At 58.2% G+C, this 26,120-nt stretch carries 28 protein-coding genes; 18 read left to right on the top strand and 10 right to left on the bottom strand.

Annotated features, from left to right (window positions below; translation table 11 throughout):
• Nucleotides 1-3: 3 nt before the first annotated feature.
• From ACR0FG_RS13985 to ACR0FG_RS13995, 3 genes are read right to left on the bottom strand one after another with little or no spacing between them, the layout of a single operon-like run.
• Nucleotides 4-828, bottom strand: a complete 825-nt coding sequence (locus ACR0FG_RS13985; protein WP_480532131.1) for a carbohydrate ABC transporter permease — start codon at nucleotides 826-828, stop codon at nucleotides 4-6.
• Between the two features lie 3 nt (nucleotides 829-831).
• Nucleotides 832-1,716, bottom strand: coding sequence for a carbohydrate ABC transporter permease (locus ACR0FG_RS13990; protein ID WP_480532129.1), 885 nt, complete (start codon nucleotides 1,714-1,716; stop codon nucleotides 832-834).
• A 59-nt stretch (nucleotides 1,717-1,775) separates the two neighbouring features.
• Nucleotides 1,776-3,053, bottom strand: coding sequence for an ABC transporter substrate-binding protein (locus ACR0FG_RS13995; RefSeq protein ID WP_480893602.1), 1,278 nt, complete (start codon nucleotides 3,051-3,053; stop codon nucleotides 1,776-1,778).
• A gap of 189 nt (nucleotides 3,054-3,242) precedes the next feature.
• Here ACR0FG_RS13995 and ACR0FG_RS14000 point away from each other — a divergent pair, with 189 nt between their 5' ends.
• Genes ACR0FG_RS14000 through ACR0FG_RS14020 form a run of 5 tightly spaced genes read left to right on the top strand, consistent with a single transcriptional unit; the run spans nucleotide 3,243 to nucleotide 8,521 of the window.
• The gene (locus tag ACR0FG_RS14000) at nucleotides 3,243-4,097 is read left to right on the top strand and encodes a transcriptional regulator (RefSeq protein ID WP_480893603.1); all 855 of its coding nucleotides are present in this window, start codon (nucleotides 3,243-3,245) and stop codon (nucleotides 4,095-4,097) included.
• A 27-nt stretch (nucleotides 4,098-4,124) separates the two neighbouring features.
• Nucleotides 4,125-5,213 carry an SIS domain-containing protein gene (locus ACR0FG_RS14005; protein ID WP_480893604.1) on the top strand — a complete coding sequence of 363 codons (1,089 nt, stop codon included), beginning with the start codon at nucleotides 4,125-4,127 and terminating at the stop codon, nucleotides 5,211-5,213.
• Nucleotides 5,194-6,129: an ROK family protein gene (locus tag ACR0FG_RS14010; RefSeq protein WP_480893605.1), complete on the top strand. Its 936-nt coding sequence runs from the start codon at nucleotides 5,194-5,196 to the stop codon at nucleotides 6,127-6,129. The genes ACR0FG_RS14005 and ACR0FG_RS14010 overlap by 20 nt, the downstream gene beginning before the upstream one ends.
• Nucleotides 6,130-6,144: 15 nt before the next feature.
• Nucleotides 6,145-7,410 carry a class II D-tagatose-bisphosphate aldolase non-catalytic subunit gene (locus tag ACR0FG_RS14015; protein WP_480893606.1) on the top strand — a complete coding sequence of 422 codons (1,266 nt, stop codon included), beginning with the start codon at nucleotides 6,145-6,147 and terminating at the stop codon, nucleotides 7,408-7,410.
• 10 nt (nucleotides 7,411-7,420) lie between these two features.
• Nucleotides 7,421-8,521, top strand: a complete 1,101-nt coding sequence (locus ACR0FG_RS14020; protein ID WP_480893607.1) for an N-acetylglucosamine-6-phosphate deacetylase — start codon at nucleotides 7,421-7,423, stop codon at nucleotides 8,519-8,521.
• Nucleotides 8,522-8,660: 139 nt separating this feature from the next.
• On the opposite strand, the gene aroE is transcribed toward ACR0FG_RS14020, so the two are convergent.
• The 4 genes from aroE to ACR0FG_RS14040 all read right to left on the bottom strand — a co-directional run bounded on the left by aroE (nucleotide 8,661) and on the right by ACR0FG_RS14040 (nucleotide 13,188).
• Complete coding sequence (gene aroE / locus ACR0FG_RS14025; protein ID WP_480893608.1) at nucleotides 8,661-9,524, bottom strand: shikimate dehydrogenase; 864 nt, start codon at nucleotides 9,522-9,524, stop codon at nucleotides 8,661-8,663.
• 27 nt (nucleotides 9,525-9,551) lie between these two features.
• Complete coding sequence (locus tag ACR0FG_RS14030) at nucleotides 9,552-10,604, bottom strand: ABC transporter permease (RefSeq protein WP_480893609.1); 1,053 nt, start codon at nucleotides 10,602-10,604, stop codon at nucleotides 9,552-9,554.
• Complete coding sequence (locus tag ACR0FG_RS14035) at nucleotides 10,601-12,172, bottom strand: sugar ABC transporter ATP-binding protein (RefSeq protein WP_480893610.1); 1,572 nt, start codon at nucleotides 12,170-12,172, stop codon at nucleotides 10,601-10,603. The genes ACR0FG_RS14030 and ACR0FG_RS14035 overlap by 4 nt, the downstream gene beginning before the upstream one ends.
• A gap of 62 nt (nucleotides 12,173-12,234) precedes the next feature.
• The gene (locus tag ACR0FG_RS14040) at nucleotides 12,235-13,188 is read right to left on the bottom strand and encodes a substrate-binding domain-containing protein (protein WP_480893611.1); all 954 of its coding nucleotides are present in this window, start codon (nucleotides 13,186-13,188) and stop codon (nucleotides 12,235-12,237) included.
• A 152-nt stretch (nucleotides 13,189-13,340) separates the two neighbouring features.
• On the opposite strand from ACR0FG_RS14040, the gene ACR0FG_RS14045 reads away from it, so the two are divergent.
• The 9 genes from ACR0FG_RS14045 to ACR0FG_RS14085 all read left to right on the top strand — a co-directional run bounded on the left by ACR0FG_RS14045 (nucleotide 13,341) and on the right by ACR0FG_RS14085 (nucleotide 21,198).
• Complete coding sequence (locus ACR0FG_RS14045) at nucleotides 13,341-14,318, top strand: GntR family transcriptional regulator (RefSeq protein ID WP_480893612.1); 978 nt, start codon at nucleotides 13,341-13,343, stop codon at nucleotides 14,316-14,318.
• A gap of 262 nt (nucleotides 14,319-14,580) precedes the next feature.
• Entirely contained in the window at nucleotides 14,581-15,618 is a 1,038-nt protein-coding gene (gene mgrA, locus ACR0FG_RS14050; RefSeq protein ID WP_480893613.1) for an L-glyceraldehyde 3-phosphate reductase, read from the top strand.
• Nucleotides 15,619-15,642: 24 nt separating this feature from the next.
• Complete coding sequence (locus tag ACR0FG_RS14055) at nucleotides 15,643-16,542, top strand: NAD(P)-dependent oxidoreductase (protein WP_480893614.1); 900 nt, start codon at nucleotides 15,643-15,645, stop codon at nucleotides 16,540-16,542.
• 499 nt (nucleotides 16,543-17,041) lie between these two features.
• A complete protein-coding gene (locus tag ACR0FG_RS14060; protein WP_480893615.1) occupies nucleotides 17,042-17,359 on the top strand; it encodes a hypothetical protein in 318 nt (105 codons plus the stop codon).
• 83 nt (nucleotides 17,360-17,442) lie between these two features.
• Nucleotides 17,443-17,961, top strand: a complete 519-nt coding sequence (locus ACR0FG_RS14065) for a DUF4178 domain-containing protein (RefSeq protein WP_480893616.1) — start codon at nucleotides 17,443-17,445, stop codon at nucleotides 17,959-17,961.
• Nucleotides 17,958-19,259 carry a DUF4178 domain-containing protein gene (locus tag ACR0FG_RS14070; protein ID WP_480893617.1) on the top strand — a complete coding sequence of 434 codons (1,302 nt, stop codon included), beginning with the start codon at nucleotides 17,958-17,960 and terminating at the stop codon, nucleotides 19,257-19,259. The genes ACR0FG_RS14065 and ACR0FG_RS14070 overlap by 4 nt, the downstream gene beginning before the upstream one ends.
• 1 nt (nucleotide 19,260) lies before the next feature.
• Nucleotides 19,261-19,425 (top strand): hypothetical protein, encoded by a 165-nt coding sequence (locus ACR0FG_RS14075; RefSeq protein ID WP_480893618.1) that lies wholly within the window; start codon nucleotides 19,261-19,263, stop codon nucleotides 19,423-19,425.
• Nucleotides 19,426-19,435: 10 nt separating this feature from the next.
• On the top strand, nucleotides 19,436-19,660 hold the full coding sequence (locus tag ACR0FG_RS14080; RefSeq protein WP_480893619.1) for a DUF350 domain-containing protein: 225 nt from the start codon (nucleotides 19,436-19,438) through the stop codon (nucleotides 19,658-19,660).
• Nucleotides 19,657-21,198: a polyamine aminopropyltransferase gene (locus ACR0FG_RS14085; protein WP_480893620.1), complete on the top strand. Its 1,542-nt coding sequence runs from the start codon at nucleotides 19,657-19,659 to the stop codon at nucleotides 21,196-21,198. Before ACR0FG_RS14080 ends, ACR0FG_RS14085 begins: the two co-directional genes overlap by 4 nt.
• On the opposite strand, the gene speD is transcribed toward ACR0FG_RS14085, so the two are convergent.
• On the bottom strand, nucleotides 21,145-21,543 hold the full coding sequence (speD, locus tag ACR0FG_RS14090; RefSeq protein ID WP_480893621.1) for an adenosylmethionine decarboxylase: 399 nt from the start codon (nucleotides 21,541-21,543) through the stop codon (nucleotides 21,145-21,147). The genes ACR0FG_RS14085 and speD overlap by 54 nt on opposite strands.
• A 108-nt stretch (nucleotides 21,544-21,651) precedes the next feature.
• Here speD and ACR0FG_RS14095 point away from each other — a divergent pair, with 108 nt between their 5' ends.
• Entirely contained in the window at nucleotides 21,652-22,290 is a 639-nt protein-coding gene (locus tag ACR0FG_RS14095) for a DsbA family protein (RefSeq protein WP_480893622.1), read from the top strand.
• Between the two features lie 49 nt (nucleotides 22,291-22,339).
• Here ACR0FG_RS14095 and ACR0FG_RS14100 read toward each other — a convergent pair whose 3' ends face one another.
• Both ACR0FG_RS14100 and ACR0FG_RS14105 read right to left on the bottom strand, forming a co-directional pair.
• Entirely contained in the window at nucleotides 22,340-22,702 is a 363-nt protein-coding gene (locus tag ACR0FG_RS14100) for an antibiotic biosynthesis monooxygenase family protein (RefSeq protein WP_480893623.1), read from the bottom strand.
• Complete coding sequence (locus ACR0FG_RS14105; RefSeq protein WP_480893624.1) at nucleotides 22,699-23,022, bottom strand: NIPSNAP family protein; 324 nt, start codon at nucleotides 23,020-23,022, stop codon at nucleotides 22,699-22,701. The genes ACR0FG_RS14100 and ACR0FG_RS14105 overlap by 4 nt, the downstream gene beginning before the upstream one ends.
• 73 nt (nucleotides 23,023-23,095) lie before the next feature.
• Between ACR0FG_RS14105 and ACR0FG_RS14110 the strand changes: the two genes are divergently transcribed.
• From ACR0FG_RS14110 to ACR0FG_RS14120, 3 genes are all read left to right on the top strand, one after another.
• Complete coding sequence (locus ACR0FG_RS14110) at nucleotides 23,096-23,776, top strand: ArsR/SmtB family transcription factor (RefSeq protein ID WP_480893625.1); 681 nt, start codon at nucleotides 23,096-23,098, stop codon at nucleotides 23,774-23,776.
• A 126-nt stretch (nucleotides 23,777-23,902) separates the two neighbouring features.
• Complete coding sequence (locus tag ACR0FG_RS14115; RefSeq protein WP_480893626.1) at nucleotides 23,903-25,261, top strand: MFS transporter; 1,359 nt, start codon at nucleotides 23,903-23,905, stop codon at nucleotides 25,259-25,261.
• 114 nt (nucleotides 25,262-25,375) lie between these two features.
• Nucleotides 25,376-26,098, top strand: coding sequence for a response regulator (locus ACR0FG_RS14120; RefSeq protein WP_480893627.1), 723 nt, complete (start codon nucleotides 25,376-25,378; stop codon nucleotides 26,096-26,098).
• Nucleotides 26,099-26,120 lie beyond the last annotated feature (22 nt).

The following is a 26,120-nucleotide window of genomic DNA, read 5'->3' on the forward strand; positions in this document are numbered from 1 at the left end:
TCCTTACTTCACGGCGCCCATGGTCATTCCCGCGATCATTTTCTCGGACAGGATGGCATAGACAAGGATGGTGGGGATGATGACGATGGTCACACCGGCAAACAGGCCGGGCCAGTCGCTGGTGTACTGCATCGCGTTCTGCAGCGAATAAAGGCCCAGCGGAAGGGTCCGGTTTTCCGGGCTGTTCAGGATCACCAGCGACAATTGGTATTCGTTCCACAGCCAGATGAAATTCAGGATCGCCGCCGTTGCCACACCCGGCATTGCCATCGGCAACATCACATAGCGGAAGGTCTGAAAATCGCTGCACCCGTCCAGCAGGGATGCGGCCTCAAGCTCGGACGGGAGCGAGGCAAAAAACCCGGTCAGTAGGTAGACGGTAAAGGGGATCGAGATCGCCACGAACACAATGGTCAGGCCGGTCAGACTGTCGGACAGGCGCAGCCATGCGAGGATGCCGAAGATCGGGATGAACAACATCGGAATCGGGATGCCCATGCCGATGACGAACAGATTGGTCAGCGCCTCGCGGCCCCGGAACTTTGCTCGGCTGAGCACATAAGCCGCCGGGGTCGAGACCACGAGGATCAACAGCACCGACAGGCAGACAATTACGACCGAATTCGAAAAGAACTCACCCAGCCTCCCAACATTCCACGCGGTCTCGAAGTTTTCCCATCGTAATTCGGCGGGAGGTTTGAGGCCGGATCGCAGCACCTCGCGCTTGGACTTGAACGCGCTCATCACCACCCACAGGATTGCGGCGACAGTGAAGGCGACCCAGGCCCAGATGGCGATGTAGGCAGGCAGGCGGCGCAGAAGGGTCATGGCTCAGAACTCCAACTGATCGCGGCGCATCAGGCGGCGGACAAGGACAATCAGCGAAAACGCCAACACCAGCATCACCACGCCGATCGCGGTGGCATAGCCCAGTTGATAGATCGGGTCACGCTGGCCGAAGCCCATGATGTAAAGGTAAATCCCCAGCGTATAAAGCTGCTGCGGCACTTGCAGGAAGCCGAACGCAAAGGGAAACTCGAACATCTTCACAGCGTTGATGATCCAGATGACAAAGGAAATCGTCATCACGTCCCAGATCATCGGCACGGTGATGTACCAGAACTTGTGCCACAGGCTTGCGCCTTCCAGATCGGCGGCCTCGTACATATCGGGCGGGATTTTATCGACGCCCGCCAGCAGCAGGATCAGGAAAAACCCGGTGAACACCCAGACCAGCGCGGCCAGCATCGCCCAGAATATGTTGTCGGGCGATGTCCAGAGCGTACGCCCCATCTCATCCAGACCAACGGCTTTGAGGGACGAATTCAGCAACCCATAGCGCGGGTTGTAGATATAGGCCCACATCGCCGACAGAGCGACAACCGAGACTACGTTGGGCAGGAAGAACACCAGTCGGAACAGCTTTTTGCCCCAGATGCCCGAATTGATCAGGATGGTGTAAAGGAAGGCCAGAAAGAAGACGAAAAACCCACCGACAAACAGCAAGGCCAGTGTGTTGCGGAAACTCAGCCAGAATGTCGGATCGTTCCACAGGCGGCGATAGTTGCCAAGGCCGATGAACTTGGCCTCGGTCCCAAAACCCGACCATTCGAACAAGCTGAAGTAGAAGGTAAAGCCGGTAGGGATCAGGAAAAAGCAAAGATAAACGATCAGAGCGGGCGCTACGAAGAACCCGATAAGTCTCTTGCCGATCATGTGCTCCACCCTGTCCTTTGATAACCGGCCCCGGTGTCAGGGCCGGTCAGATGCTGAAATCAGCGGTTTTCCCAATAGCCCTTAGTCTGCTCGACCATGCCGTCGATGAACTCATCAACGGTGATCTGGCCAAGGAACACCTTGTTGTGCATCGCTTCATAGATGTTGCTGGAATAATCCGCATACGCAACCTTGAGGCCCAGGTTTTCGGACAGCAGGCTAGTCGCATTGGCCACCGCCTCGCGGCTGTCCGCGATCACGTCAGCCCATTCGACCGAGGCGTTAGCGACACCAATCAGCGCGTCGTCCGCCATCTTTTGCTGCGCCGATTTGCTGAGCGCGAATTTGATGAAATCCTGCGCTGCTTCGGCATCTTCGGCACCTTCGGGGATGGCAAAGCTGACCGCGTAGATGATGGTGTCGTTCACGTCACCCTTCCCGCCCTCGACCATGGGGAAGTTCATCGCGCCCCATTCAAAGCCATCTTCCACCTGATCGGCCAGTTCGATGGGCAACCACGAACCAACCAGTTCGGTCGCGGTTTCGCCGAACGCCAGAGTCTGCTGACCGGCAGGCCACTGATAGCCTTTGCTTTCCTCGGGGATCAGGCCGTCGGCCCACAAGGCGGCCTCAAGCTCCAGCGCCTGACGCACGGCAGGGTCGCGCCATGTTTCGCCGGTTTTGTCCTCGGCCGCTTTCAGCACGAAATCGGGGCCTGCGATGCGCGCCAGCAGGTAGTTAAACCAGTTGATGTTGTAGAACGCGATATCGCTTTCCACCGCAATCGCATTGATCCCGCTGTCCTTCACGGCTTTCATGGCGTCCACGTAACCAGCCCAGGTCGAGGGGGTCTCGGCCACGCCCGCATCCCGCAACTGGGCTGCGTTGTAGAAAATCTGATAGGTGTAAAAGGCGTAAGGCAACTGCTCGACCGATCCGTTCAGTTCTGCATTGGCCAACAGAGCGGGATAGAGCGCCGCACCCACAGTTCCGCCATCAGGCGACTCTGAGGCAACCAGACCGTCCAGCGCAACCGCTGCGCCTTGCCCGACCAGACCACCATTCAGGCCATCCATGTCCGCGTCCATCAGGTCGATACTTGTGCCGCCCGCCAGAGCATTCCGCACGGTTGTCTGGTTCTGGCGTCCGTTCCAGACCACATTGAAACTTACATCCGGATTTGCCGCACTGTATTCATCCATCAAAGCTTTCAGAACTTGCGCCTGTGGCTCGGGTTCGTTCCAGAATGACCAATAGGTGATTTCGGTTTCGGCAAAAGCCACGCTGGCGGTCAGGCCGGCGATCAGGCTCAGACCGGAAAGTTTGATGTGAGACACAAGAATTCCTCCCTCAAGGTTTCGCCACGGGCGGCGATATCGAATCGGACATTAGAGCGTCATATGTAGTTTTGCAACATTTCTTGAGTTTTGCGTACTTTTTAGGAAGTGAATTAGGGAGTTGTATTTCCCATTTGTTTCGCTAATGTAGTTTTACTGATATTTACGCGTGTGGGATTGGGGGTCGGCTTGACCGAAAATGCTGACATTTTGAATCAGATCGAAAGCGACCTGCCCGAGTTGTCGCGCGCCTTGCGCAATGTGGCCGAGTTTCTGTTGGCCAATCCAACCCAGTTTATCCGCCAACCTCTGCGTGAGTTATCTGACAGCATCGGAGTCAGCGAACCCAGCCTGATCCGGTTCGGCCGCCGTTATGGCTTCAAAGGTCTGCCCGATCTACGCATTGCGGTGGCCATGGCGATGGCCGCTCAGGAAAGCGAAAGCAGCGCTGAGCTTGAGCCGACCATTCACGACAAAGAGGTCGTCAACAAACGGGCCAAGCGCGCGGTTGCCGCGCTGGCCGCCGATCTGATCGCCGAGGATCACTCGATCCTGCTCGATTCCGGGTCGACGGTTCAGTTCATCGGCGAGCACTTGCGGCACGCGCCATCGAAGGTTCTGATGACGACCGGATTGAATCTCATGCTGGCGCTGCATGATTGCCCGCAGCACCAGTTGATGCTGACCGGCGGTGTGTTGCGTCAGAACGCCATGTCTCTCAGCGGTCGTCTGGTCGAAACCACGCTGGAAACAATGTCGTTTGACACCGTCCTGCTAGGGGCGGACCGGGTCGACCCAGCGCTTGGCCTGTCGACCTTCAGCGAGGAAGAGGCCCATCTGAACCGCGCCATGATCCACGCCAGCCGCAGGGTCATCGTTCTGGCCGATGCCAGCAAATTCGGCGCGACCAAACTGCACCGCATCTGTGACCTGACCAAGGTGGATGCCATCGTTTCGGATGCGACCATGCCCGTCGATATGCAACAGAAACTGCACAGCATGAATGTTCAGCTTCATCTGGCTGATGTTCCTGAATCTGACTGACCAACCCTGAGTGAACGGACCTAATTCATGACCAAGACGACTTGGGCGACAGAAACGGAAATCGCCGCGCAACCGGATATCTGGCAGGGTTGGGCCAATACTCTGCCCGGTATTGCGGTAGAGATAACGGACTGGATCGCTGATCGCCGCCCGGATGTGATCTGGCTGACAGGTGCGGGCACCTCGGCCTTTATCGCTGATGCACTGGCTGTGCATCTGGACGAGCTGCTGAACGGTATACCTGTTCGCAATGTCCCCTCGACCGATCTTGTTGCGCGCCCTGCAGATTATCTGAAGCCGGGTCTGCACCCGCTGGTCGTCTCGTTCGGGCGATCCGGCAACAGTTCCGAGACGTCGGGAACACTGGACCTGCTGGATCGCATCTGCCCGGCAGCGGATCGGCTGAACATCACCTGCAACGCTGACAGCGCGCTGACTACGCGCGCGCATCCGGGGCCCGGGGCACAAAAAGTGATCACTCTGCCCGATGCCTGTCACGATCAGGGTTTTGCCATGACCTCAAGCTACACCACCATGTTGCTGACCGCCCTGGCCTGTCTGTCCGGCGCTTCCGAGGACGAGATTACAGGCAATATCAAATCGCTGGCAGGCGCTGCCCGTGATCTGATTCAGAACATCCCCGAACTGCCGCGCCCGGAGCGCGCGGTATTTCTGGGATCGGGTCCTTATCTGGGCACGGCACGAGAATCCGCTTTGAAAGTGCTGGAACTTACAGCAGGTCAGGTCGTGACGGCGTGGGATAGCACACTGGGCTTTCGGCACGGCCCCAAGGCCATTACGGATAACGCCACCACTGTCCTCGTATTCCTGTCTTCTGACCCGCTGACCAGGAAGTATGACGACGACATCGTGACCGAACTGCGCAGCCAGTTTCCGGCCTCTACCACCATCAGCATCGGCGATCCCGCTCACGGCAATACGCCCGATCTGAGCCTGCCCACCAGCCTGCCGGATGTCTGGAATACCGCGCTTTATGTGCTGGTGGCGCAGGTGCTGTCTGTAGCGTGGTCGAAATCGCTGGGCCTCAACGTGGATAACCCGTTCGAGGGCGGCAACCTCAGTCGGGTGGTCAGCCATGTCCGCCTCTATGTCTGAGATTGCGGCCTGCGGCGGCATTGATCTTGGTGGCACCAAGATCGAGGCGACGTTGTTTGACGGTAATCTGACCCCCCTCACCTCGCGCCGCATATCAACACCGCAGGAGAACTATAGCGACCTGCTGGAGGCGCTGATCGGTGAAATCAAATGGCTTCGGGCAGGCTCTGGGCAACCCGACCTGCCGGTCGGTATCGGCATTCCGGGCCTGATCGATCCTGTCACCGGCTACTCGATCACAGCCAACCTGCCCGCCAACGGAGAACCGCTGGGGGCAGATGTGCAAGCGCGGAGCGGCGGGGGTATCCGGCTGGCCAATGATTGCAAATGCTTTGCCCTGTCCGAAGCGGTTGGCGGAGCGGGGGATGGATATCATACCGTATTCGGCCTGATCCTCGGCACAGGTCTTGGCGGCGGCGTCGTGGTCGATGGCGCATTGCTGCCCGGGCCAAATGTGCTGGCGGGCGAGGTCGGCCACGCTGCCCTGCCCGCCCCACTAGTGGCGCGGTACAATTTGCCGATTCTGCCCTGCGGCTGCGGCCGGCAGGGGTGCTTCGAGACCTACCTGTCCGGCACCGGGCTGGCACGGCTGGCCGAAACACTCATCGGGGCACACCAGACCGCACCCGAGGTTATGGCCGCTGCCGCGCAAGGTGATACCGACGCCAGCCATGTCTTCGAGGTCTGGCTGAACCTCGCCGGAGAGCTTCTGCACAGCCTGCAATTGCATATCGACCCGGATTGCATCGTGCTGGGCGGTGGCCTCAGCAAGATCGACGGGCTGGAACGTAACCTTGCCGACGCACTGGCCCGCGTCGCCCTGCCCGGCTTGCGTGCGCCCATTATCCGCAAACCGAAATTCGGCGACAGCAGCGGCACACGTGGTGCCGCGCTACTTGTGCGCCCCGATGCCTGAAACAGGACTGAACCCATGAGCTTTTTTGCCGACCTGAACGCACGCAACCGGGCTGGAGAGCCGGTCGCGATCCCCTCTGTCTGCTCGGCTCAACCGGACGTTCTGCGCGCCTCGCTGCTGATGGCACAAGATATGCAGCGCCCGGTTCTGGTTGAGGCAACCAGCAATCAGGTCAATCAATTCGGCGGCTATACCGGGATGAGGCCCGCGGATTTCATCCGCTTTGTAAATGAAATCGCGCAACAGGTCGGCACCGATCCCTCCTTGATACATTTCGGCGGCGATCACCTTGGGCCACAAGCGTGGCGCAGCGAAACCGCCAACAGTGCCATGGCCAAGGCCGAAGAGCTGATGCGCGCTTATGTGCAGGCAGGCTTTACCAAAATCCATCTCGATTGTTCCGAGGGCTGCGTCGGTGAATCTGCGCAGGTTGATGATCAGACCTCGGCGCAGCGCGCCGCCCATCTGGCCGCCATCTGCGAGGCTGCGGCCCCCAATCCCGAACGCCTCAGCTATGTGATTGGCACCGAAGTGCCGCCGCCCGGTGGGGCCCGAGCGGATGAAGAGGGTCAGGGGATCACCCCCACTGACCCTGCGCACGCTCGCAAGACGCTGCAAATCCATCGGGCGGCATTCGAGACCGCAGGCGTGGTGCAAGCATGGCCCCGTGTCATCGGGTTGGTGGTACAACCGGGTCTGGAATTCGCCCCCACCCATATCGACCACTTCGACCGCAGCGCGCCGGATCACTTGTCGCAGGCACTCTCGGACACGCCGCAAATTTGTTTCGAGGCCCACTCGACGGATTATCAATACCCCGAGGTCTATCCGAACCTCGCCGCCCGGCAATTCAGCGTCCTGAAAGTCGGGCCTGCCCTGACCTTTGCCTATCGTCAGGCCCTTTATGCGCTGGATCATCTGCACGGGCTACTGGCACAGGACGCCCCTAAGCTGATGCACCGAATGGAGCAGATCATGCTGGACCAGCCCGGGCACTGGCAGAAACACTATGTCGGGACCGCAGCCGAGCTGCATCTACAGCGGCATTTCGGCTATGCCGACCGCATCCGCTATTACTGGCCCGATCCAAAGGCCCAAACGGCTGTGTCTGACTTGTTCGCGGCGCTCGGCCCGGATTGCCCACCTGATCCGGTGTTGGAGCAGTGCTTTGCGCCACAGGTCATTGCGACGGCGGAACCCCTGCGGGCGAAAGGGGAAAACTGGGCCGATGCGCTTGTCCTTGCGCAGATCCAGCAAGCCCTGCGCCCCTATTTCTTCTGAGGGATGCCGGATGCGCTACCTCCTCCCCAAAGCTCTGTTCGACGGGCAAGACCTGCTGAACGATACCGCTTTGGCCTGCGAGGGGGATATTGTGACGGATATCGTGCCGCTCAACACGATCCCCACAGACGCGCCTGTCGAACGGACCAATGCTTTGATCACGCCGGGGTTGTTTGACGTTCAGGTCAATGGCGGGGGTGGCGTGATGCTCAACAACGCACCTACTCGCGAGGGCGTCCGCAGGATCGCGCAGGCGCATAATGCCGAAGGGACCGCGTTCCTGCTGCCAACAGTGATCACCGACCGCCCCGAGATCATGGAGCGCGCCGCGCAGGCGGTAGCCGATGAGCTGGGGAAAAATGGTGTTTTAGGTATTCACATCGAAGGGCCGCATATCAGCATGGCGCACAAAGGCACCCATAGCCCTGCGTACATCCGGCCCTTTGATGCCCGCACGATGGCGGTGGTGGAAGGACTGCGGCACAGGAGTGTCCCGGTACTTCTGACACTGGCCCCGGAAACCGTCGAACCCGGTCTCATCGCCCGGCTGACCCGCATCGGCGTCAACGTCTCGGCCGGGCATAGTGCGGCAACGGCGGATCAAACCCGGCGGGCACTTGCCGAGGGACTACGCTGTTTTACCCATCTGTTCAACGGGATGCCTCAGATGGCATCACGCGCGCCCATGATCACCGGGGCGGCGATCAACAGCGACGTTTGGTGCGGGATCATCGCCGACGGCCATCATGTCAGTGACGATATGATTGCCCTTGCAACACGCGCTAGACCCCTACCCAACCGCATGATCCTTGTATCAGATGCCATGTCCACCGTGGGTGGCCCGGATCATTTCGAATTGTACAGTGAGATAATCCGCGTCGACAGCGGACGGCTGGTCAACGCGCAAGGGTCTCTGGCCGGTGCGCATATCACACTTGCTGACTCGCTGCGACGGATGGTTCACACCGTTGGCGGCCCGACGGTGGATGCGATCAGGATGGCAAACGCGAACGCCTTTGAAATGATGCAGCTTAAATCCCCCAAAATAACAGGCAGCCGACTAGATAGTTTGGGACGGATCGCCGAGCCAGGTGTAAACCGGTTGCCCTAACCGCTTTCGGCTATTCAACCCGGTGCCATCGCAAAACTCTCTGAGAAACATTGCCTCAACTATCTGAATGAGCGGGTTCCAATCGCTTAAAACACTGCCGCACAAATGCCCGGGATGCATGAAGCTGGCCCCAGATAGTTTAGTCCAGAAAATCCCGTTCCAGTGCACGGCGCATGGCGTGTTTGTCCGGATTATGCCCGGTCCAAAGCTCGATCCCGATCCGGCCCTGTTCGATCAGCATATCCAGCCCGTCGATGACCTGACAGCCGATGCCTTGTGCCTGCTGCAGCAAGGGCGTCAGCGGCGGGTTAGGGATGACATCGATCACAAGGGTGGACGGGGACAGTGTCCCGGTATCCAGCGGCACCATCGCGCCCGCGTCTGGGTACATTCCAATGGAAGTCGCATTGATGAATATGTCGGTCCCTTCAGGCAACCGGACCTGCCCGTCCAGCGGCATGAAGCGCGCCGTTATCGTGCCCACTTGCTGCTGAACTGCATCCGACAACAGAGTCGCGACCAAGTCTTCGCCCCGGCTTATGTCCCGGTTAACCACGGTAATCTCGCTGACGCCGGCCAGGGCCAGTTCAACCGCAATGGCGCGCGCTGCACCGCCCGCGCCCAGAAGAACGACGTGCTGTCCCGTGGGCGAGGTAACTTCCCGCAGCGCCCGGACCAGACCGCGCCCGTCGGTGTTTTCCCCGATCAGGCGTTTGTCGCGCCGTATAACGCAATTCACTGCGCCGATCAGCGCCGCCGAAGGCGCGATTTCATCCAGATACTGCATGACAGCGATTTTGTGTGGCATTGTGCAGTTGAACCCGGCAAACCCCAGCGTGCGCAGGCCTCGGACGGCGTCGCTCAGACCTTCGGGCGTGACCTCCAGCGTCAGATAGCGCCAGCGCAGGTTGTGATGGTCAAAGGCGGCCTGCACCATCGGCTCGCTGGGGTTGTCCCAGACCGGCTGGCCGATAACGCCCACAAGGTCGGTCTTGTATTTCATGTCAGCCTCCGATCCGGGCAGAGCAGATCAAGTGCTGCGGCTGCGGGATTTGATGTAAGTGTCAAAGGCCACTGCCGCGACGATAATGATGCCAATCACGATCTGCTGCCAGAACGGCTTTACGTTCAGCATGACCAGACCGTTCAGCAGCACCCCGATCAGCAAAGCCCCCGCAGCGGTGCCCAGAACCGAGCCAATGCCGCCGAACAGGCTGGTGCCGCCGATGACTACGGATGCGATCACACGCAGCTCGAACCCGACCCCGGCCACCGCCTCGGCCGAGTTCAACCGCGCCGACAGGACAAAGCCCGCCAGACCTGCGCAGAAGCCGGTGATCGTATAGACGCTGGCAACGACAAAGCCGACATTGATCCCCGACAGGCGCGCAGCCTCGGGGTTGGCTCCAACGGCATAGATGCTGCGTCCATAGCGGGTGTAGTTCAGCACATACCACGCCAGCGCAGTGCCCATGACGAACAGGAAGACCGGAACCGGAATGCCGGCGATATCGCCCCTGCCCCACCAGCGATAGCCCGCGTCAAAGCCGCTTATCGGGCCGCCATCGCCGACCAGCAGGGTGATGCCGCGAAACAGCGACATGCCGCCCAGCGTCACCACAAAGGGCGGCACCTTGAACACCGTTGTGGTCACGCCCTGCAAGGCTCCGGCAAGCGTACCGACCGTAATCGAGGCCGCCAGCGCCCAGAACCACCAGACGGTTTCCTTGTCACCGCCACCCAGCGAGAAGGATTCAGTCTGCCCTCCGGTCACAATCGCCGCCCCCACAATGCCCGCCGCCGCAAGGGTCGAGCCCACAGACAGGTCGATCCCGGCGGTCAGGATCACGAAGGTCATTCCGATAGCCAGCAGACCAAAGATCGACACCTCGGTGAGGATATTGAAGATGTTGCGGGTCGACAGAAACCGTTCGTTATACGAGGTGAAGACTACCACCAGCAGGACCAAAAATATCAACGGGGCCAGTTTGGCCATCATTCCGGCCCAGTCAAAGCTTTGGCTTGCGGAGCTGTCCTTACCTTGGGATCCTGCGCTGACCGGGCTTTTTCCATCACTGCTCATATCTGTTCCTCTGCAAGGCCACGTGCGGGGCTTGCCTGTATCTGGGCGGGTGTCATGCTTTGCATCAAAACTTCCTCGGACGCGGTTTGCCGTGTAAATTCGCCGGTGATCCGGCCTTCGGACATGGTCAGGATACGGTCCGATACGGTCAGAATTTCGGGCAGTTCAGATGAAATCACGATGATCGCTGTGCCCTGATCAGCAAGGCCGAACAGGATGTCATGGACCTGCGCCTTGGATCGAACATCGATCCCGCGCGTCGGTTCATCGACGATCAGAATTTTCGGCGCTTTCGCCAGCCAGCGTGCAATCAGCGCCTTTTGCTGATTACCGCCCGACAGTTTGCCAATGGCCTGCCGCGCACCGGCCACCTTGATATCCAGCTTGTCACGGCTGTCTTCGAACAGGCGGGCCTCGGCCCCCAGATCCAATATACCAAACCGACCAGATAAGTGTTCCAAAGAGGCCATCGAAATGTTCTGGTTGACGGCCAAATCCAGAAAGCACCCCTGTTTTTTGCGATCTTCCGTCACCAGACCGATTCCCGCATTGATCGCCTGCCTGGGCGAGGTGATCTGCGCGGGCCTGCCTTCGACCAAAATCTCTCCGCTCAACCTGTCATCGGCTCCGAAGATCATGCGCACGGTTTCCGTCCGCCCTGCCCCGACCAGACCGGCAATGCCCAAAACCTCTCCGAAACGGGCTTTGAAAGACACGTTGTGGACGGTTGTGGCATTCGGATCGCGCAGGTTGGGAACACTGCAAAAATCGCGGACCTCCAGCGCGACTTCACCCGTTTGGGCGGTGTCCCGCCGGGCAAAGATATGGGAAAACTCACGCCCGACCATCGCATGTATCAAGCCATCTTCGTCAGTATTCACAACCGCGCCCGACCCCACCATGCAACCATCGCGCAGCACCGAATAGCGGTCGCAGACGCGGAACACCTCTTGCAGGCGATGGGTGACATAGACAACGCTGAGACCCTGCCGTTTTAATTCGTGCACAATCTCAAGCAGGCGGTCTACCTCGGACCCGCTGAGCGCGGCGGTGGGTTCGTCCATGATGATCAGCTTGGAATCAATCGACAGCGCCCGAGCGATTTCGACCATTTGCTGTTCAGCGACGCTCAGGCTGCTGACCAGCCGGGCGGGCGAGATGTCCAGTCCGATCCGGTCCAGCGCCTCACGAGCTTCGCGATGCATCTGCTTGTGACGGATCCCCAGAATGCCGCGCGGTTCGCGGCCCAGAAAAATGTTCTCGGCCACGGAAAGCGGCGGGATCAGACTGAATTCCTGATAAATTGTGACAACGCCCGCCTCGCGCGCCTCAAGCGGCGTGCCGACATTCAGCGGCGTTCCGTTCAGGGACATCGTGCCCCGATCTGCAGGCTGCGCACCGCTGAGGATTTTCAGAAGCGTTGATTTTCCCGCCCCGTTCTCACCAAGCAGGGCGTGGACTTCCGCCTGTCCGACCTCAAAATCGACCGTGTCCAGAGCGACCACGCCGGGGAAGGTCTTGGTCAACCCCGCGACCTTCAGAAGTGGCTGTGAATCGGTAGTTTGCACGGTGCGGCCCCTGGATGGCGGTCAGGACGATGCGGGCGAAACGCCCGCATCCCGGCGCGATCTTACTTGATTTCACCGAACCGTTCCGCCTCTTCAAGATTGTCGGCGCTGATCATGCGCGGGATGATCAGGTTCACAACCTCTTCGGGCCGTTCGCCACTGGTGACAAAGGCGTTCACGATCTGCACCGCAGTGCGCGATTGCAGGCCCGGGAACTGATCGACTGCGCCTGCCAGACCACCTTCGCGCACGGCCAACAGCGCCTCGGGGCCCGCGTCAAAGGCGATGATCTTGACCTGATCCTCTGCCCCCAAAGACCGCAATGCCTCAAGCGCGCCCAGACCCATTTCATCATTGGCGGCGACGATCACATCGGGCATCTCGGAGAGGCCGGTCAGGATGGCATTGGTCACGCTCAACCCTTGCTCGCGGCTCCAGTTTGCGGTCTGCTCGGCAACTATCTCGTACTTGTCGCTCAGCGGATCGAGCACATTGTGCAGGCCCTGATTGCGGTCAATGGCAGGGCTCGCACCAGGCTGGCCCTGAAGATTCACCACCCGTGCGCCGTCCGGGAATTGTTCGACCACCCATTGCCCCTGTGCCTCGCCCCCGGCGACGTTATCGGCGCCGACATGCGCCAGCAAGCCATCCACACCATCGACACGGCGGTCGATCGTCACGACCGGGATCCCTTCGTTCACCGCATCCTCGATCGCACCGGCAAGTGCGTTCACATCATTTGGGCTAATGATGATTCCATCTACCCCTTGCACGATCGCGTTTTCGACATCGGCCACCTGTTTAGGAGATTCATTGCGGCCATCGGCTTCGATGACCGAAATGTTTCCGATCTTCTGCGCTTCGTCGTTGATGCTGCTTTGCATGTGGACAAAGAACGGAAATTGCAGCGACGGCATCGAAGACATGATCGTCATGTCTTCGGCGAATGCAGGACTGGCAATTCCAATGCTCAGTGCGGCAGCGGCTATCATTCGCTTCATATCGGTGTATTTCATCTTTTACCTCCTGGGTCTGCCTCGGCTCTGACAACCGATGTGCAATGCTTTTTTGACTTTTGCACACAAAAGTAGTTTCTTCAAGTTTGACGTGAAGTGTGATTGAACAACGGGGCTCGATACGGCAACTGGTCGGAAAAGGAGGCAGCGGAGTGACCGACGGACGCACCTATCCAATGTATGCGCAAATCAGCGATCGGCTTGACGATGCAATCCGCACCGGACTTGTGCCGGGCAGCACTGTATTGACGGAATCCATCATTGCCGATCACTTCGAGGTCAGCCGTCAAACAGCGCGAAATGCGCTGCAAGCGTTGCAGGCAACCGGTCAAATCCATGCCCGCGAGGGCAAGCGCGGCTTCACCGTTGCGACACAGAAACCGGCGCTGCCCCGATCTCCCGACCAGGTTGGCAACCCGCTGGCCGATATTGAAAAACTGGCCCCCACGATCAAATGGATCGAACGGTATGACGCCATCAAATTCGAGTTGCTGGCACTTGCCAGTGCTGGCGAATGCCGCATCGTGCCGTCAAAGCTGGCCGAATGCCACGACATCAGCCGAACCGTATTGCGGGACATTCAGGTGCGGCTGATCGAGGATAACATCATGCGGCTGGACGGGCAGAAATGGGTGCTGAACCGCTTTGACGCGCGTGCCGTCGCAGAACAGTTTCAGGTCCGCATACTGCTTGAGCCACACGCCCTGCACGAAGGCTTTGACCGGATCGATCTGGGGTTTGTCAAAGACTGCCTTAATCGCCTTGAGGCAGCACGCCAGCGGAGCGCCTTGCTAAATTCTCAACGGCTGGAACAGCTTGAAGTCGACCTTCATGACCGCTTGCTGTCGCGTTGTGAAAACGAGTTCTTGATGACCATCCTGCGCCGCAGCCGGCTGGTGCATGTCTTCAACAGCCTTTACTTTCCCCGCTACAGTTCTCGGCACCTGTTCGCGGACGAACACGCCGAAGTTTTCGGCGCAGTGCTTGCGGGAGATCGGCAAGGTGCCTGCTTGGCACTGGTGCGGCATCTGGAAAACTCCTCGCAAAAAACACAGGAACGCCTGCAACGTTTCAAAGAGAAAAACGCGGATCTCGACTACCCCTATGTGCGGCTTAGCAGAGAGAGGTAGGCCCGGTGAACCGACTACATGATTTCAACGATCGGCGAGGGAACGCAGCTGTGAACACTCAACCCCCACACCCCGGATTCCCGAGGCTGACCCGAGGCACCATTGACAGGGCGCCGATTGCTGTTCAACACCTCGTTATCTAACCAGCAACAAACGTTTATATGACCCTTCTGCGCGCTATAAATCACCGACAACGTAGGTAGGTCCCATCCTTCGCGATGTCATGAATACCTTGTCAATTCATCTTAAAGGACAGCTCACTATGGCTAGAAGCTCCTATGCGCCCTACGCGGGCCGATATGAAGACATGATCTATTCCTATTGCGGGACCAGCGGGCTGAAGCTGCCCGCAATCTCATTGGGGCTCTGGCATAACTTCGGCGCGGACAGGCCCCATAGCCTCAAGCAAGACCTGTGCCGGACAGCCTTTGACCTTGGAATTACGCATTTTGATCTGGCCAATAATTATGGCCCCCCTCCGGGCAGTGCCGAAGAGGCCTTTGGGAAAATCCTGAAAACAGATTTTGCGGGGTATCGGGATGAGCTGATTATCTCATCCAAGGCGGGTTATGACATGTGGCCGGGACCCTACGGAGAATGGGGTAGTCGCAAATATCTGATTGCGTCATGTGATCAAAGTCTGAAACGGATGGGCGTGGACTATGTCGACATCTTCTATTCGCATCGGTTTGACCCCAATACGCCGCTGGAAGAAACCATGGGCGCGCTGGATCAGATCGTGCGGTCCGGCAAGGCGCTTTATGTCGGGATTTCGTCCTACAATTCGCGACGCACGCGTGAGGCGGCTACCATCCTCAAGGAGCTGGGGACACCCTGTATCATTCATCAGCCCAGCTACAACATGATCAACCGCTGGATTGAGACGGACGGGCTGAAAGATACGCTGAAAGAGCTTGGCATCGGCTCCATTGCATTCACCCCGCTGGCACAGGGAATGTTAACCCGGAAGTATCTGAACGGCATCCCTCAGGATAGTCGGGCGGCAGATGACAAGTCGCTGAATCCGGGCTTGCTGACCGACAAAACCATCAAAAACCTGCGCAGTCTGGATGCCATCGCGCAACGCCGAGGGCAAACTTTGGCCCAGATGGCGTTAGCGTGGGTGCTGCGCGACGGCGGAATCACCACGGCACTGATCGGAGCTTCCAGGTCAGAACAGATCATCGAGTGCGTGGGGGCCCTAAAGAACACTGAGTTTACTCCCGACGAATTGGCTGAGATCGACCTCTATTCCGCCAATGGAGACGTCAATCTGTGGTCGCAATCCTCTAACGCGTGATCCGATTTGAACAAGGAACTGAGCATGACCAAACCTGTTATCGGTTTTATCGGTGTCGGCCTGATGGGGCACGGCATGGCAAAGAATATCGTACAGAAGAGTTATCCGCTGGTTGTGATGGGTCACCGCAACCGTGCGCCGGTCGATGATTTGCTGCAGCGTGGTGCGACCGAAGCCAACACAGCCAGGGACCTGGCTGCCAAGTGCGACATCATCCACCTTTGCGTCTCGGGTAGTCCTCAGGTGGAACAGATTGTGCGCGGCCCCCAGGGGATTCTGGCCTCGGGCAAGAAGGGCGTGATCGTTATTGATTGCTCGACTTCTGATCCGGTCTCAACCCTGCAACTGGCTGCCGAACTGCGTGCGGCGGGTATGGATCTGGCCGACGCACCGCTGGCAAAAACTCCGGTCGAGGCCGAGGCGGGCACACTGGACACAATGGTCGGTGCAACGCCAGAGACCTTCGAAAAGATCAAACCGGTTCTGGATTGCTGGTCCGAACTGGCCGTACATCTGGGCGAGGTCGGTTTGGGGCACAAGATGAAGCTGATCAACAACTTCATCTCACTGGGATATGCGGCGCTCTATTCCGAGGCGCTGGCGATTGCCGAAAAAACGGGCCTGACTGTCGATCAGGTAGATTCCATCATCCGCCCCGGTCGTCTGTCCAACGGGTTCTACGAGACCTTCATGAAATGGACGCTGGAGAGGGACGAAAATGCTCACAGGTTCAGCATAACGAATGCCCACAAGGACATGCGATATCTGACCAACCTTGCCAACAGTGTCGGGGCCCTCAACCCGGTGCAGGCGGATGTGCGAAACGCATTCGCAGCGATGGATGCTGCAGGCCAAGGAGAGCGTTACCTGCCAATGCTGGCGGATTTCATCGCGCAAATGAACGGGCTGGACAGAGGCGGATAGCCCCCGCATCTGTATTACTATCAGGGGTTTGCGCCCGACAGTTTTTACTGAAATTTGAGGAGCGCTTCGTCGATTATCACGAGCTTTCGAGCGAATGTTTTACTGATGACATTGTGTGGCTTTTCCAACCGGGTTGGCACACAGGGCATTCAGGCGGTGATCGCCGAATTGCTGCGACAGGGCGGCGTCTTCGCCCGCCCGGTATGATTTCTATTTCAGCTTTCGGCCTCAGCGCTCTTGGCCATGTCTCTCATCCATCTCTGCGATCAATTTGCGAAAATATCATGCGAAAAACAAAATCCGCACGCCGTTCCCGCCGCTATTCGAAACTGACGAATAGAGAGAGAGCTTTGCGACTATTACTTTACCTGTCTGTTTCTTGCGGACCACTTCAATTGGGGGAGGATCGCACCTCCCGCGTCATGAAATTTTCAATTCTAAAGTCGAAACGGCGAGCGTTGAGAGATCTAATTAGATGGGTATTGATAGCTGAATAATCTTGGCTGGCTCGACATCTGAAATCGCAACCTTCAATCTGGGCCGATCCAAGGCCTGCCTCCTCGGTCCCGATGTTATTGCGCAGATCGGCAAGCTTAAATTTGCCATCGCCCGGTTACCGGAGGATTTTGCCGCGCCCGAGCCCGTCATCCGGGTGTTGATCGCGAAATCGGCCCATCGGGCGATCTCTCCAAGTCCAAGGGTGATGGATTTGCCGGGCGGCATAAATCAACAATCTATCCAGGTCGACAGTTGCCGACATCAATCCTGTCTTGCACTTTTCGACCCGTTGGGCGACTTGAGGATATGGAAGATTTGAACTGTCCGAATTGCGGGGCAAACTGCCCAATATTAATGAAGCATATTAAAGTAGCGACCTGCCCCTCCTGCGGGACAACGTTGATGCTGCGGGGCGCGCAGATTACCTCGGCGGGCGAACAGGGTGAGATGCATGATGCGCCGCTTTTGTTCGGCTTGGGGGATCGTGTCGATTTGGGAAGGACATCCACAACCATTCTGGGTCATGCGCGCTACTCCTATGGGCGCGGATTCTGGGATGAGTTCTGCGGCATCGATGCGATGGGTGAAACCTGCTGGATTTCCGTTGACGAGGGCGACGTCGTGCGGCAGATGCGTTTGCGGGGCGACGCGGCACCAAGGTTCACACCTCCGTTCAAACCCGGCGAAACACTGCAATTCGATGCGTCCGAATTTACCGTCACCGAGGTTGAAATGGCGGAATGCATCGCTCTGCGCGGTCAGTTCGATGAGATCCTTCAGGTCGGCGAAACCCATACCTTCGTCAATGCCTCTGCCGGGGATGAGGCGTTGCTGTCCGGTGAATTCTGGGGCGAAAACGTGCTGTGGTTCTTTGGCCGCTGGTACGACCCGTTCACCGTGAAGGTCGAGCGCCAGTCATGACCCGGAATTCCGACCTGCTAGCAATCAATTGTACCAGCTGCGGGGCCGGGCTTGATGTCTTGGGCGGCGGCAGGGTGGTTGTGCAAATCTGCCCCTATTGCGGAGCAGAGCTTGACGCGCAGGACAATTACCGCACGCTGCGCCGGTTCAAGGATCAAACGCGCCCGTATACGCCTTTTTCGCTCGGGATGCGCGGCACCCTGTTTGGGGCCGAGTTCACCATCATTGGCCTGATCGAGCATACCGAACGTTGGGGCGGACGGCTTTACACCTGGATCGATCATCAGCTCTATTCTGCGACCCATGGCTATGCCTGGCTGACCCTTGAGTCCGGGCATCTGACGTTTTCCCGTCGCTATCGCGGACCGGGCTGGATATCCGAGCGATGGGTCGAGAAAGCGGAACACCCCCCATCCGTCACCACCAATGACGGCAGATATCAGTATTATGAGACAACCACCAGCTCGATCACTTATGTCGAGGGCGAGTTCACCTGGCATCCGGAGCGAGGTGCGCAAACCACAACGGTTTCGGCCATGTCCGATACAGCAATGCTTGGATTTTCGACCACCGGATCCGAGCGTGAGACCTATCGCTCAGTCTATGTCCCGAAAGAACAGGCCGAGGCCGCCTTTGGCATTTCGCTGGACCTGAAACCTTACCGCGTGCATCCGCTGCAGCCATTTGTGGCCGGTCCCAATTTCAACTTCCTGCTGAATGCATCGCTGGTATTTGCGCTGATTTGTTTGCTGATGGCATTTGGGCTGAGCCAGCGCTCCGGCCAGGCTGTCCTGCAAAAACAGACCTTCAGACCGGACGAGCTACCGGTTGAAATCATCATTCCGCTGACCGCCGACAGTCAGCTCACGCAAATCGCATTTGAGGGAAATGTCAGAAACAGTTGGGCCTATCTGGACCTTGAACTGCTTGACCCGGATAGGGAACCTGTTTTTCTTGCGGGCCGCACGGTCGAGGCTTACTCGGGCCGCGATGCCGATGGGGCATGGCGCGAAGGAAACGGAAGGGCAAGCCTGCGCTTTCGGCCAGCGAAAACCGGGGACTACACACTGTCGCTTGATGTTCCGGAACAGGGCATCTGGAGAGGGCTGGGTGCCCGCAACATCCCGGACCGCCCCTTCACGCGAATGATGGTTGAGGTGCGCTCGCATCTGTCCAGCGGGTTTTGGGCGCTTGTTCTGGCTGGGGTATTCGGGCTGTTGTTCCTGTATCAATTCGGGCGTAAGTGGCTGCATCAAAAGGCCCGATGGTCGGGCACGGACTGGGTGGACGAGGACTGACATGACACTGTTCAGGATTGTTTTCATTGTCATCTCGGTCACGGCGGTTGCGGCAACGGGCTATGTTGCCTGGCAGGGATACGGTGCTGAAAGCCGCGATCTGGACACCTCGGTTCGGGTGGGCAGCGGCGGCGGCGGATACTATCGGTCAGATCGAGTTAAATAGAGAGGAATCAATGGATTACATAGCGGCAATTCAAATTGCAGAGATTATTAGCACCATCTTTTACACCTTTCTGGGCGTCACGTTGATGTGGGTGGTCTGGAAGGTGATCGACTGGATGACACCGTTTTCCGTCGTGCATGAGATTGAAAAGGATCAGAACGTTGCTCTGGCGATCCTGATCGGGCTGTTGTTTGTGGCTGTGGCCATCATCATCGCCGCTGTCATCCTGTCATGACCCAGACCCGTGCGGTCGAGGCACGCGCTGCGTGGCTGCTGACCGCGACGTTTCTGGTGGCGGTTGCTGGTCTGATCTACGAGCTGATCGCGGCCACACTGTCCAGCTACCTGTTGGGGGATTCCGTGCGCCAATTCTCGCTGGTGATCGGAATCTTTCTGTCGGCAATGGGGGTCGGGGCGTGGCTGTCGCGCTTTGTTGGTGACGCGTTTTCAGGCTTTGTCTGGGCGCAGATTCTGCTGGGGATTGTTGGCGGATTTATGGCCCCGGTGCTGTTTCTGAACTACGCCTGGATGGGGCAAGTAGCCTTGCCGCTATATGCTGCGCTGATCGCAATCGGTATCCTCTCGGGGATGGAGATTCCGTTGATTGCACGCGTGCTGGAACAGATCGGGGCGCTGAAATTCCGGTTCGAAAACGTGCTGAGCGTCGACTATGTCGGCGCTCTGGTCGCTTCACTGGCCTTTCCGTTACTGGTGATCCCGTATCTGGGCCTGATGTCGGCCAGCCTTGCCTTCGGTGCATTGAACCTTGCGGTGGCCGGATTCTCGCTGGTGGTGTTTCGCGAATGGGCGACCAGAATGCAGGTGGCGGTTTGGGCGCTGGCCTTTATTCTGACCCTCGGCGCGCTATGGCAGTCCGAACGTCTGGTCTCGGTCGCCGAGGCCGAGCTGTTCGAAGACGATATCGTTCTGGCCGAGGCGACGCCTTATCAGCAGATCACCGTGACCCGCTATCGCGACAGGGTTCGCCTGTTTCTGGATCACTCCATCCAGTTCGACACACTGGATGAACATCGCTATCACGAGCCTTTGGTGCATCCGGCGATGGCGCTGGCCCCGCGCCGCGCCAACATTCTGATCCTTGGCGGGGGCGATGGCATGGCCGCGCGCGAGGTGCTGAAATATCCTCAGGTCGAAGCCGTAACGCTCGTTGATCTGGACCCGCGTGTGACCCAGCTGTTTCGTGATCATGCCGACCTGTCTGCACTGAATAACAATGCGCTGCGCGATCCGCGCGTGATGATTGTCAATGAAGATGCATGGAAATTCCTTGAACGAGACCGACAGGTTTATGACGTCGCAATCATCGACCTGCCCGATCCCAAATCGGTGGTGCTGTCGCGGCTTTATACTCGGCAGTTCTACGGTTTGCTGGCCGAACGTCTGACCGGGCAAGGGCTCTTCGTGACCCAGGCAGGGTCACCGTTCTTTGCTCGGGAGGCTTTCTGGTCAGTGGTCGAGACCATTGAGGCAAGCCGCAATCCGCAGCGTCCGGCACAGGGGCTTTCGGCGCGACCCTATCACAGCTATGTGCCCAGCTTTGGGGAATGGGGGTTCGTATTGGCCTCGTTGGAGCCTCTGTCGGATCGGGATATCGTGCTACCCGATGGTTTGCGTTATCTGAACCCCGAGGTCTGGCGCGCCGCACAAACGTTTGGCACGGATACAGATCGGGTCGATGCGCAGCCCAACACGCTGCAATCACACGCGTTGATCGGGTACTATTTGGACGGCTGGGACTATTGGTTCCGCTAAACCGCGTTTGACCTGGGTCACTTTGATCCGTGCGGGATTCAGGCTGCCCTTCAGACTGGCTGCGGCGCGCTCGGGGCGCGCGTTGCCGCACATGAAGATGTCGATAGCGGCATAGCCCTGTTCAGGCCATGTGTGGATCGAAATGTGAGACTCGGCCAGCAACAGCACGCCGGTCACTCCGCCGTGCCCACCGAATGTGTGAAAGCTGCCCGATAAAATAGTCGCGCCCGCCGCCTGCGCAGCGTCTCGCAATGCGCGTTCGATCCGCGGCGTGTCAGTAAGACCTTCGCCGCCGTAATGGTCGATCAGAATATGTGTGCCTGTAGTAAAGGGGCCAGCGATCATACATGGGATGTATCGGTAAGGGGCGCGATTTGAAAGGCCGCTTTTGCGCGAAATAAGAGCGCTCTGGCAAGGCTATACTTTACCTGCCGCATTGCGCATAACAACGGTATGTCGGTTATCGAATATGTCTACTCGGCCCATTCCGCTTTTGCCTATCTCGGATCGGCAGAGCTGCAGCGGATTTGCGCTGAGCATGATGTGAAATTGGTGCATAGACCGATCTTGCTGTCACCGGTGGTCGAGGCGCAGGGAAGCCAGCCCTTTCATGCGCGGACCCAGGCGCATGTCGACTATTTCTTCGGGCGCGAGATTGAACGATGGGCTCAATATCGCGGCGTTCCGGTTATCCGGCACCGGCCTACATTTCATGATGCGGATTATAGCCTGGCTTCGGGTCTGATCGTTGCACTCGGCGAGACCGGTCCCGACCCGAACGCCATGGCGCATCGACTGCTTGAGGCGCATTGGCGCGAAGACGCGGATTTGTCCGACAGGGAAACACTGGCGGCAATCACAGCCGAACTGGGCCACGACGCGAATACACTGCTAGAGCAGGCCGGGTCAGATATGGTTCAGCGACAGCTGTCCGCGAATTCGGACTGGGCCCGCGCCCAGAACGTATTCGGGTCCCCCACCTATATCGTGAATGGAGATCCGTTCTACGGTCAGGATCATCTGGAACTGGTGAAACACGCCCTTGTACAGCCGTTCACACCATCGACCTGGGTGAATCCTCGGGTACATTGACACAACGGACAAACACCCTCGGCACCTGAGGCACCGGAGACGGATGATACTAATCTAACCCGCCCTTAGACATGTGGTGTTGGACGGAATCCACAGGCGCTCGGCCGCGCTCGAACATGCCATAGTCCCGCACGACTTCAGCGACCCGCAACCGATAGGTCTGAAAAATCCCCGAACGTCCCCGGGATTGCGCAACACGGTGCTGTTCCAGCTTTCGCCATTCGGCAATCGCTGCTTCATCGCGCCAGAAAGAAAGCGATAGAATGTTCCCTTCATGGCTCAGAGATTGAAACCTCTCGATTGAGATAAACCCGTCGATCCCCTCCAAAAGAGGTCGCAACTGGTCCGCGATATCAAGATACCTTTGTTTCTGACCGCACACCGGCTGCAGTTCGAAAATGACCGCAATCATTCCGCTGGACCGTGCGGCGCTGAGACGCGTTTGAGAAAGGTTCTGTCTTCGCGCAGCAGAAACTTCTCTTTCTGCGCAAATTCATAGTTCTCCTTGCCCAGCGGGTCGTTTGTCAGCCTTTCACGATAGGCCTCGTACCCGGCCAGCGAAGGGATATTGTAGATTCCGTAGGCCAATGTGCTCGATCCTTCATGCGGCGCGTAATAGCCAAGCAGGTCGGCGCCACAGCGCGGAATGGCCTGGCCCCAGTTGCGGGCATATTGTGCAAACTGTTCTTTTTTCGTTGGATCGATGTGATATCGGATGACACAGGTCAGCATGGCGTTCCTCTTTCGTGAATTACCAATGCTCTAGCGCATTGTCAGTCGGCAATGCTTCGATTAACATCGAACTATGAAAGATGGCCCTGACATAGCCCGCATCGCTGCATTGATCGGAGATCCCGCCCGCGCCAACATGCTGGCTGCATTGATGAGCGGCAAAGCCCTGACTGCGACCGAACTATCCCACGAGGCAGGCATAACCCTGCAAACTGCAAGTTCGCATTTGTCGAAGCTGGACGAAGGCGGCTTGCTGATGCCGCGCAAGCAAGGGCGACACAAATACTTTTCTCTTTCAAATGATGACGTGGCCCATGTTCTTGAGGCGTTGATGGGGCTTGCTGCCGGCTCGGGGCATTTGCGAACCCGAACCGGACCTCGTGACGAGGCGCTTCGAAAGGCGCGCGTGTGCTATAACCACCTTGCCGGTGACATGGGCATTCGGATGTATGACAGCTTTCTGCGTCAGGGTTTTCTTGAGGTCAGGAGCGAAGGCCTTGCGTTAACGAAAACGGGGGCGAAGTTTGTTGGCGACTTCGGAATTGACCTGGAAGTACTGCAGGCAAAAAGGTCTCCTCTCTGCCGCGAGTGTCTGGATTGGAGCGAGCGTCGGTCACATCTTGCAGGTAGCCTTGGGCGGGCTTTGCTGACGCGGATGGAGCACCTGGGATGGGCAAAACGTGTTCCAAAGGGCCGGATTGTGCGTTTTACCAAGGCCGGACAGTCAGAATTCGACGCTGCATTTCAGCTTTAGAATCCAGAGCCAATCAATAAGTGTTACGAGCGCGACGAGCCTGGAAACAGGGGTTAAAGCCAGTTCCAGCCCGATGTTTGCGACCCAGCCATGTTTGGGGCAGACTAAGGCATGGGGGGTGATGTTTTGAGTGCAGACAGTAATGATCGCTGGTGGCTATTGGGGGCGATGGGCGCAATCCTTGGCGTCATATTGCTGGATGAGACAGCCGTGGGCGTTGCCCTTCCAACCATACGCACCGAGCTTGGACTGTCCGAGATTGCCGCACATTGGGTAGTTAATGTTTACCTTCTGACGCTGGCTTGCCTGGCGGGTGCCGCAGGCCGGGTTGGCGACATCATCGGCATTCGGGTTCTGCTGATGACCGGGCTTGCAATATTCGGGATATCCTCGATTGTTGCGGGTTTTTCGCCAAATGGGCTGGCCCTGTTGCTCGCGAGGGGTGTTCAGGGCGTCGGAGCCGCCGCCATTTTTCCGTTGTCCCTGACGCTTATCGCGTTGTCTTTCGGAGAAGCCGAGCGCGGCAAGGCGTTGGGCATCTATGGTGCGATTGGTACCTGTTTTCTGGCAGCAGGTCCGTTGGTCGGTGGAGCGCTGACCGCTGGTTTATCGTGGCGGTGGATATTCTGGATCAATCCGCTTGTTGTCATCTGCGTCGGCTACGCCGTCTGGAAACTCTGGCGTGATCCGCCGCGGCAAACTGAAACGCGTTTTGATCTGACAGGGATGATGCTTTTGGTCTGCGGACTCTCGTTGTCGGTCTACGGCATTATGCAGGGGCCCGAGATCGGTTGGCTAAGCGGAAACGTTCTTGCTGCGCTGGTCCTTGGGATTTCTGCGCTGGTCGTGTTTGTCTATTTCGAAGATCGGCGTGAGAATGCCCTTCTGGCCGTCGCGCTGTTTCGGGATTCGACTTTCACGGCCTCGAATCTGATTGTCGGTACGGCCCAGTATGCCAAGATCGCGACCTTTGTATTCGGTTCAATGTACTTGCAAACGGTCAAGGGCTGGGGTCCGTTCTGGGCAGGGTTGTCCCTGCTTCCGGCGGTTGTGCCCACAACTCTGGCCGCGCCGATTGCAGGCAAGTTGTCGGACCAAAGGGGAACCCGATGGCCTGCCTTGTTGGGCCTTATGCTGATCACCGGGGGACTGAGCCTAATCGCGGTCGGGATGATGGTCCAGATCACAGCCGTGATATTGATCGGATTTATGTCATTCGGCGCGGCCGTATCGTTGATGTTTGTGCCGTCCCAGCGCGCCGTCACCATGTCAGTTCCCCCTCATATGCAGGGGCAGGCAGGCGGGATCGTGCTATCGACCCAGCTGATAGGGGGCACTTTGGGCATGGCGGTTTGCAGCACGATGCTGTCAGTAACCTCGTCTCATGCGGCAGTATTCTGGGTTGCGGCGGCTGTTTCCCTGCTGGTTCTATGCTATTCATACCGAGCCATCGAACGTGTACCGGGAACCTCTTTCCGGACCTGATGCGGTGCAACCGCGCAGGCGGTGGATCCGTTCGTCTATTCGCTGCAACATTGACAGGTTCCAGCAAGCTGATGCTGTTATCATGACAACAGGCACCACCCCGGGGAGAAGACAATGCAGGACGTCGCGGATCAGTCCGCAGGCTATGATGGTCGCATTCTGATATGTGACGACGACATCGAGTTTGCCCAACATATCTGCGCTTTTCTGACCGACAAGGGATACCATATCGACCATGCGCCGGATGTCCCGGCGGCGCGGCTGATGATGGCGGATGAGACCTATAGCCTGTTTCTGCTGGACCTCGTGATGCCGGGAACAAGCGGGAAGGTCTTGTGCCACGAGATCGCCTCGCGCATCGATGCAGGCATTATAATGATCAGTTCCATCGACGACGATGCCGAGCGAATTTCGCTGCTTGAGCTGGGCGCGGACGACTACATCGTCAAGCCATTCAACGAGTTCGAGCTGTTGGCCCGCGTCCGTGCAGTGCTGCGGCGACGCAACAGCGGAACGCAGGGCAGTTCCCGCGTCACCCGGTTCGGTGGGTGGGAGCTTGTCGAAAATGAGAGGCATCTCAAAGGGGATGACGGACGGCTCATTACGCTCACCTCAAGCGAAGTGCGCGTCATGCGGTTCTTTGCGGAAAACCCCGATGTGCTGTGCACGCGCGAGGACCTTTTGGCCGTCGCCCGGACCCGGCAACATGCAGGTGCAGGGGACCGCAGCGTTGATGCCCTGATCAAGCGCCTGCGGTCGAAGGTCGAGAGCGACCCATCAAACCCGGCCTTTATTCGCACCGTCTGGGGGCAGGGTTACATCTTTCGTCCGGGCTAGATTGCTTTGCGTCTGATTTGAA

Source organism: Ruegeria sp. E1 (assembly GCF_056534225.1).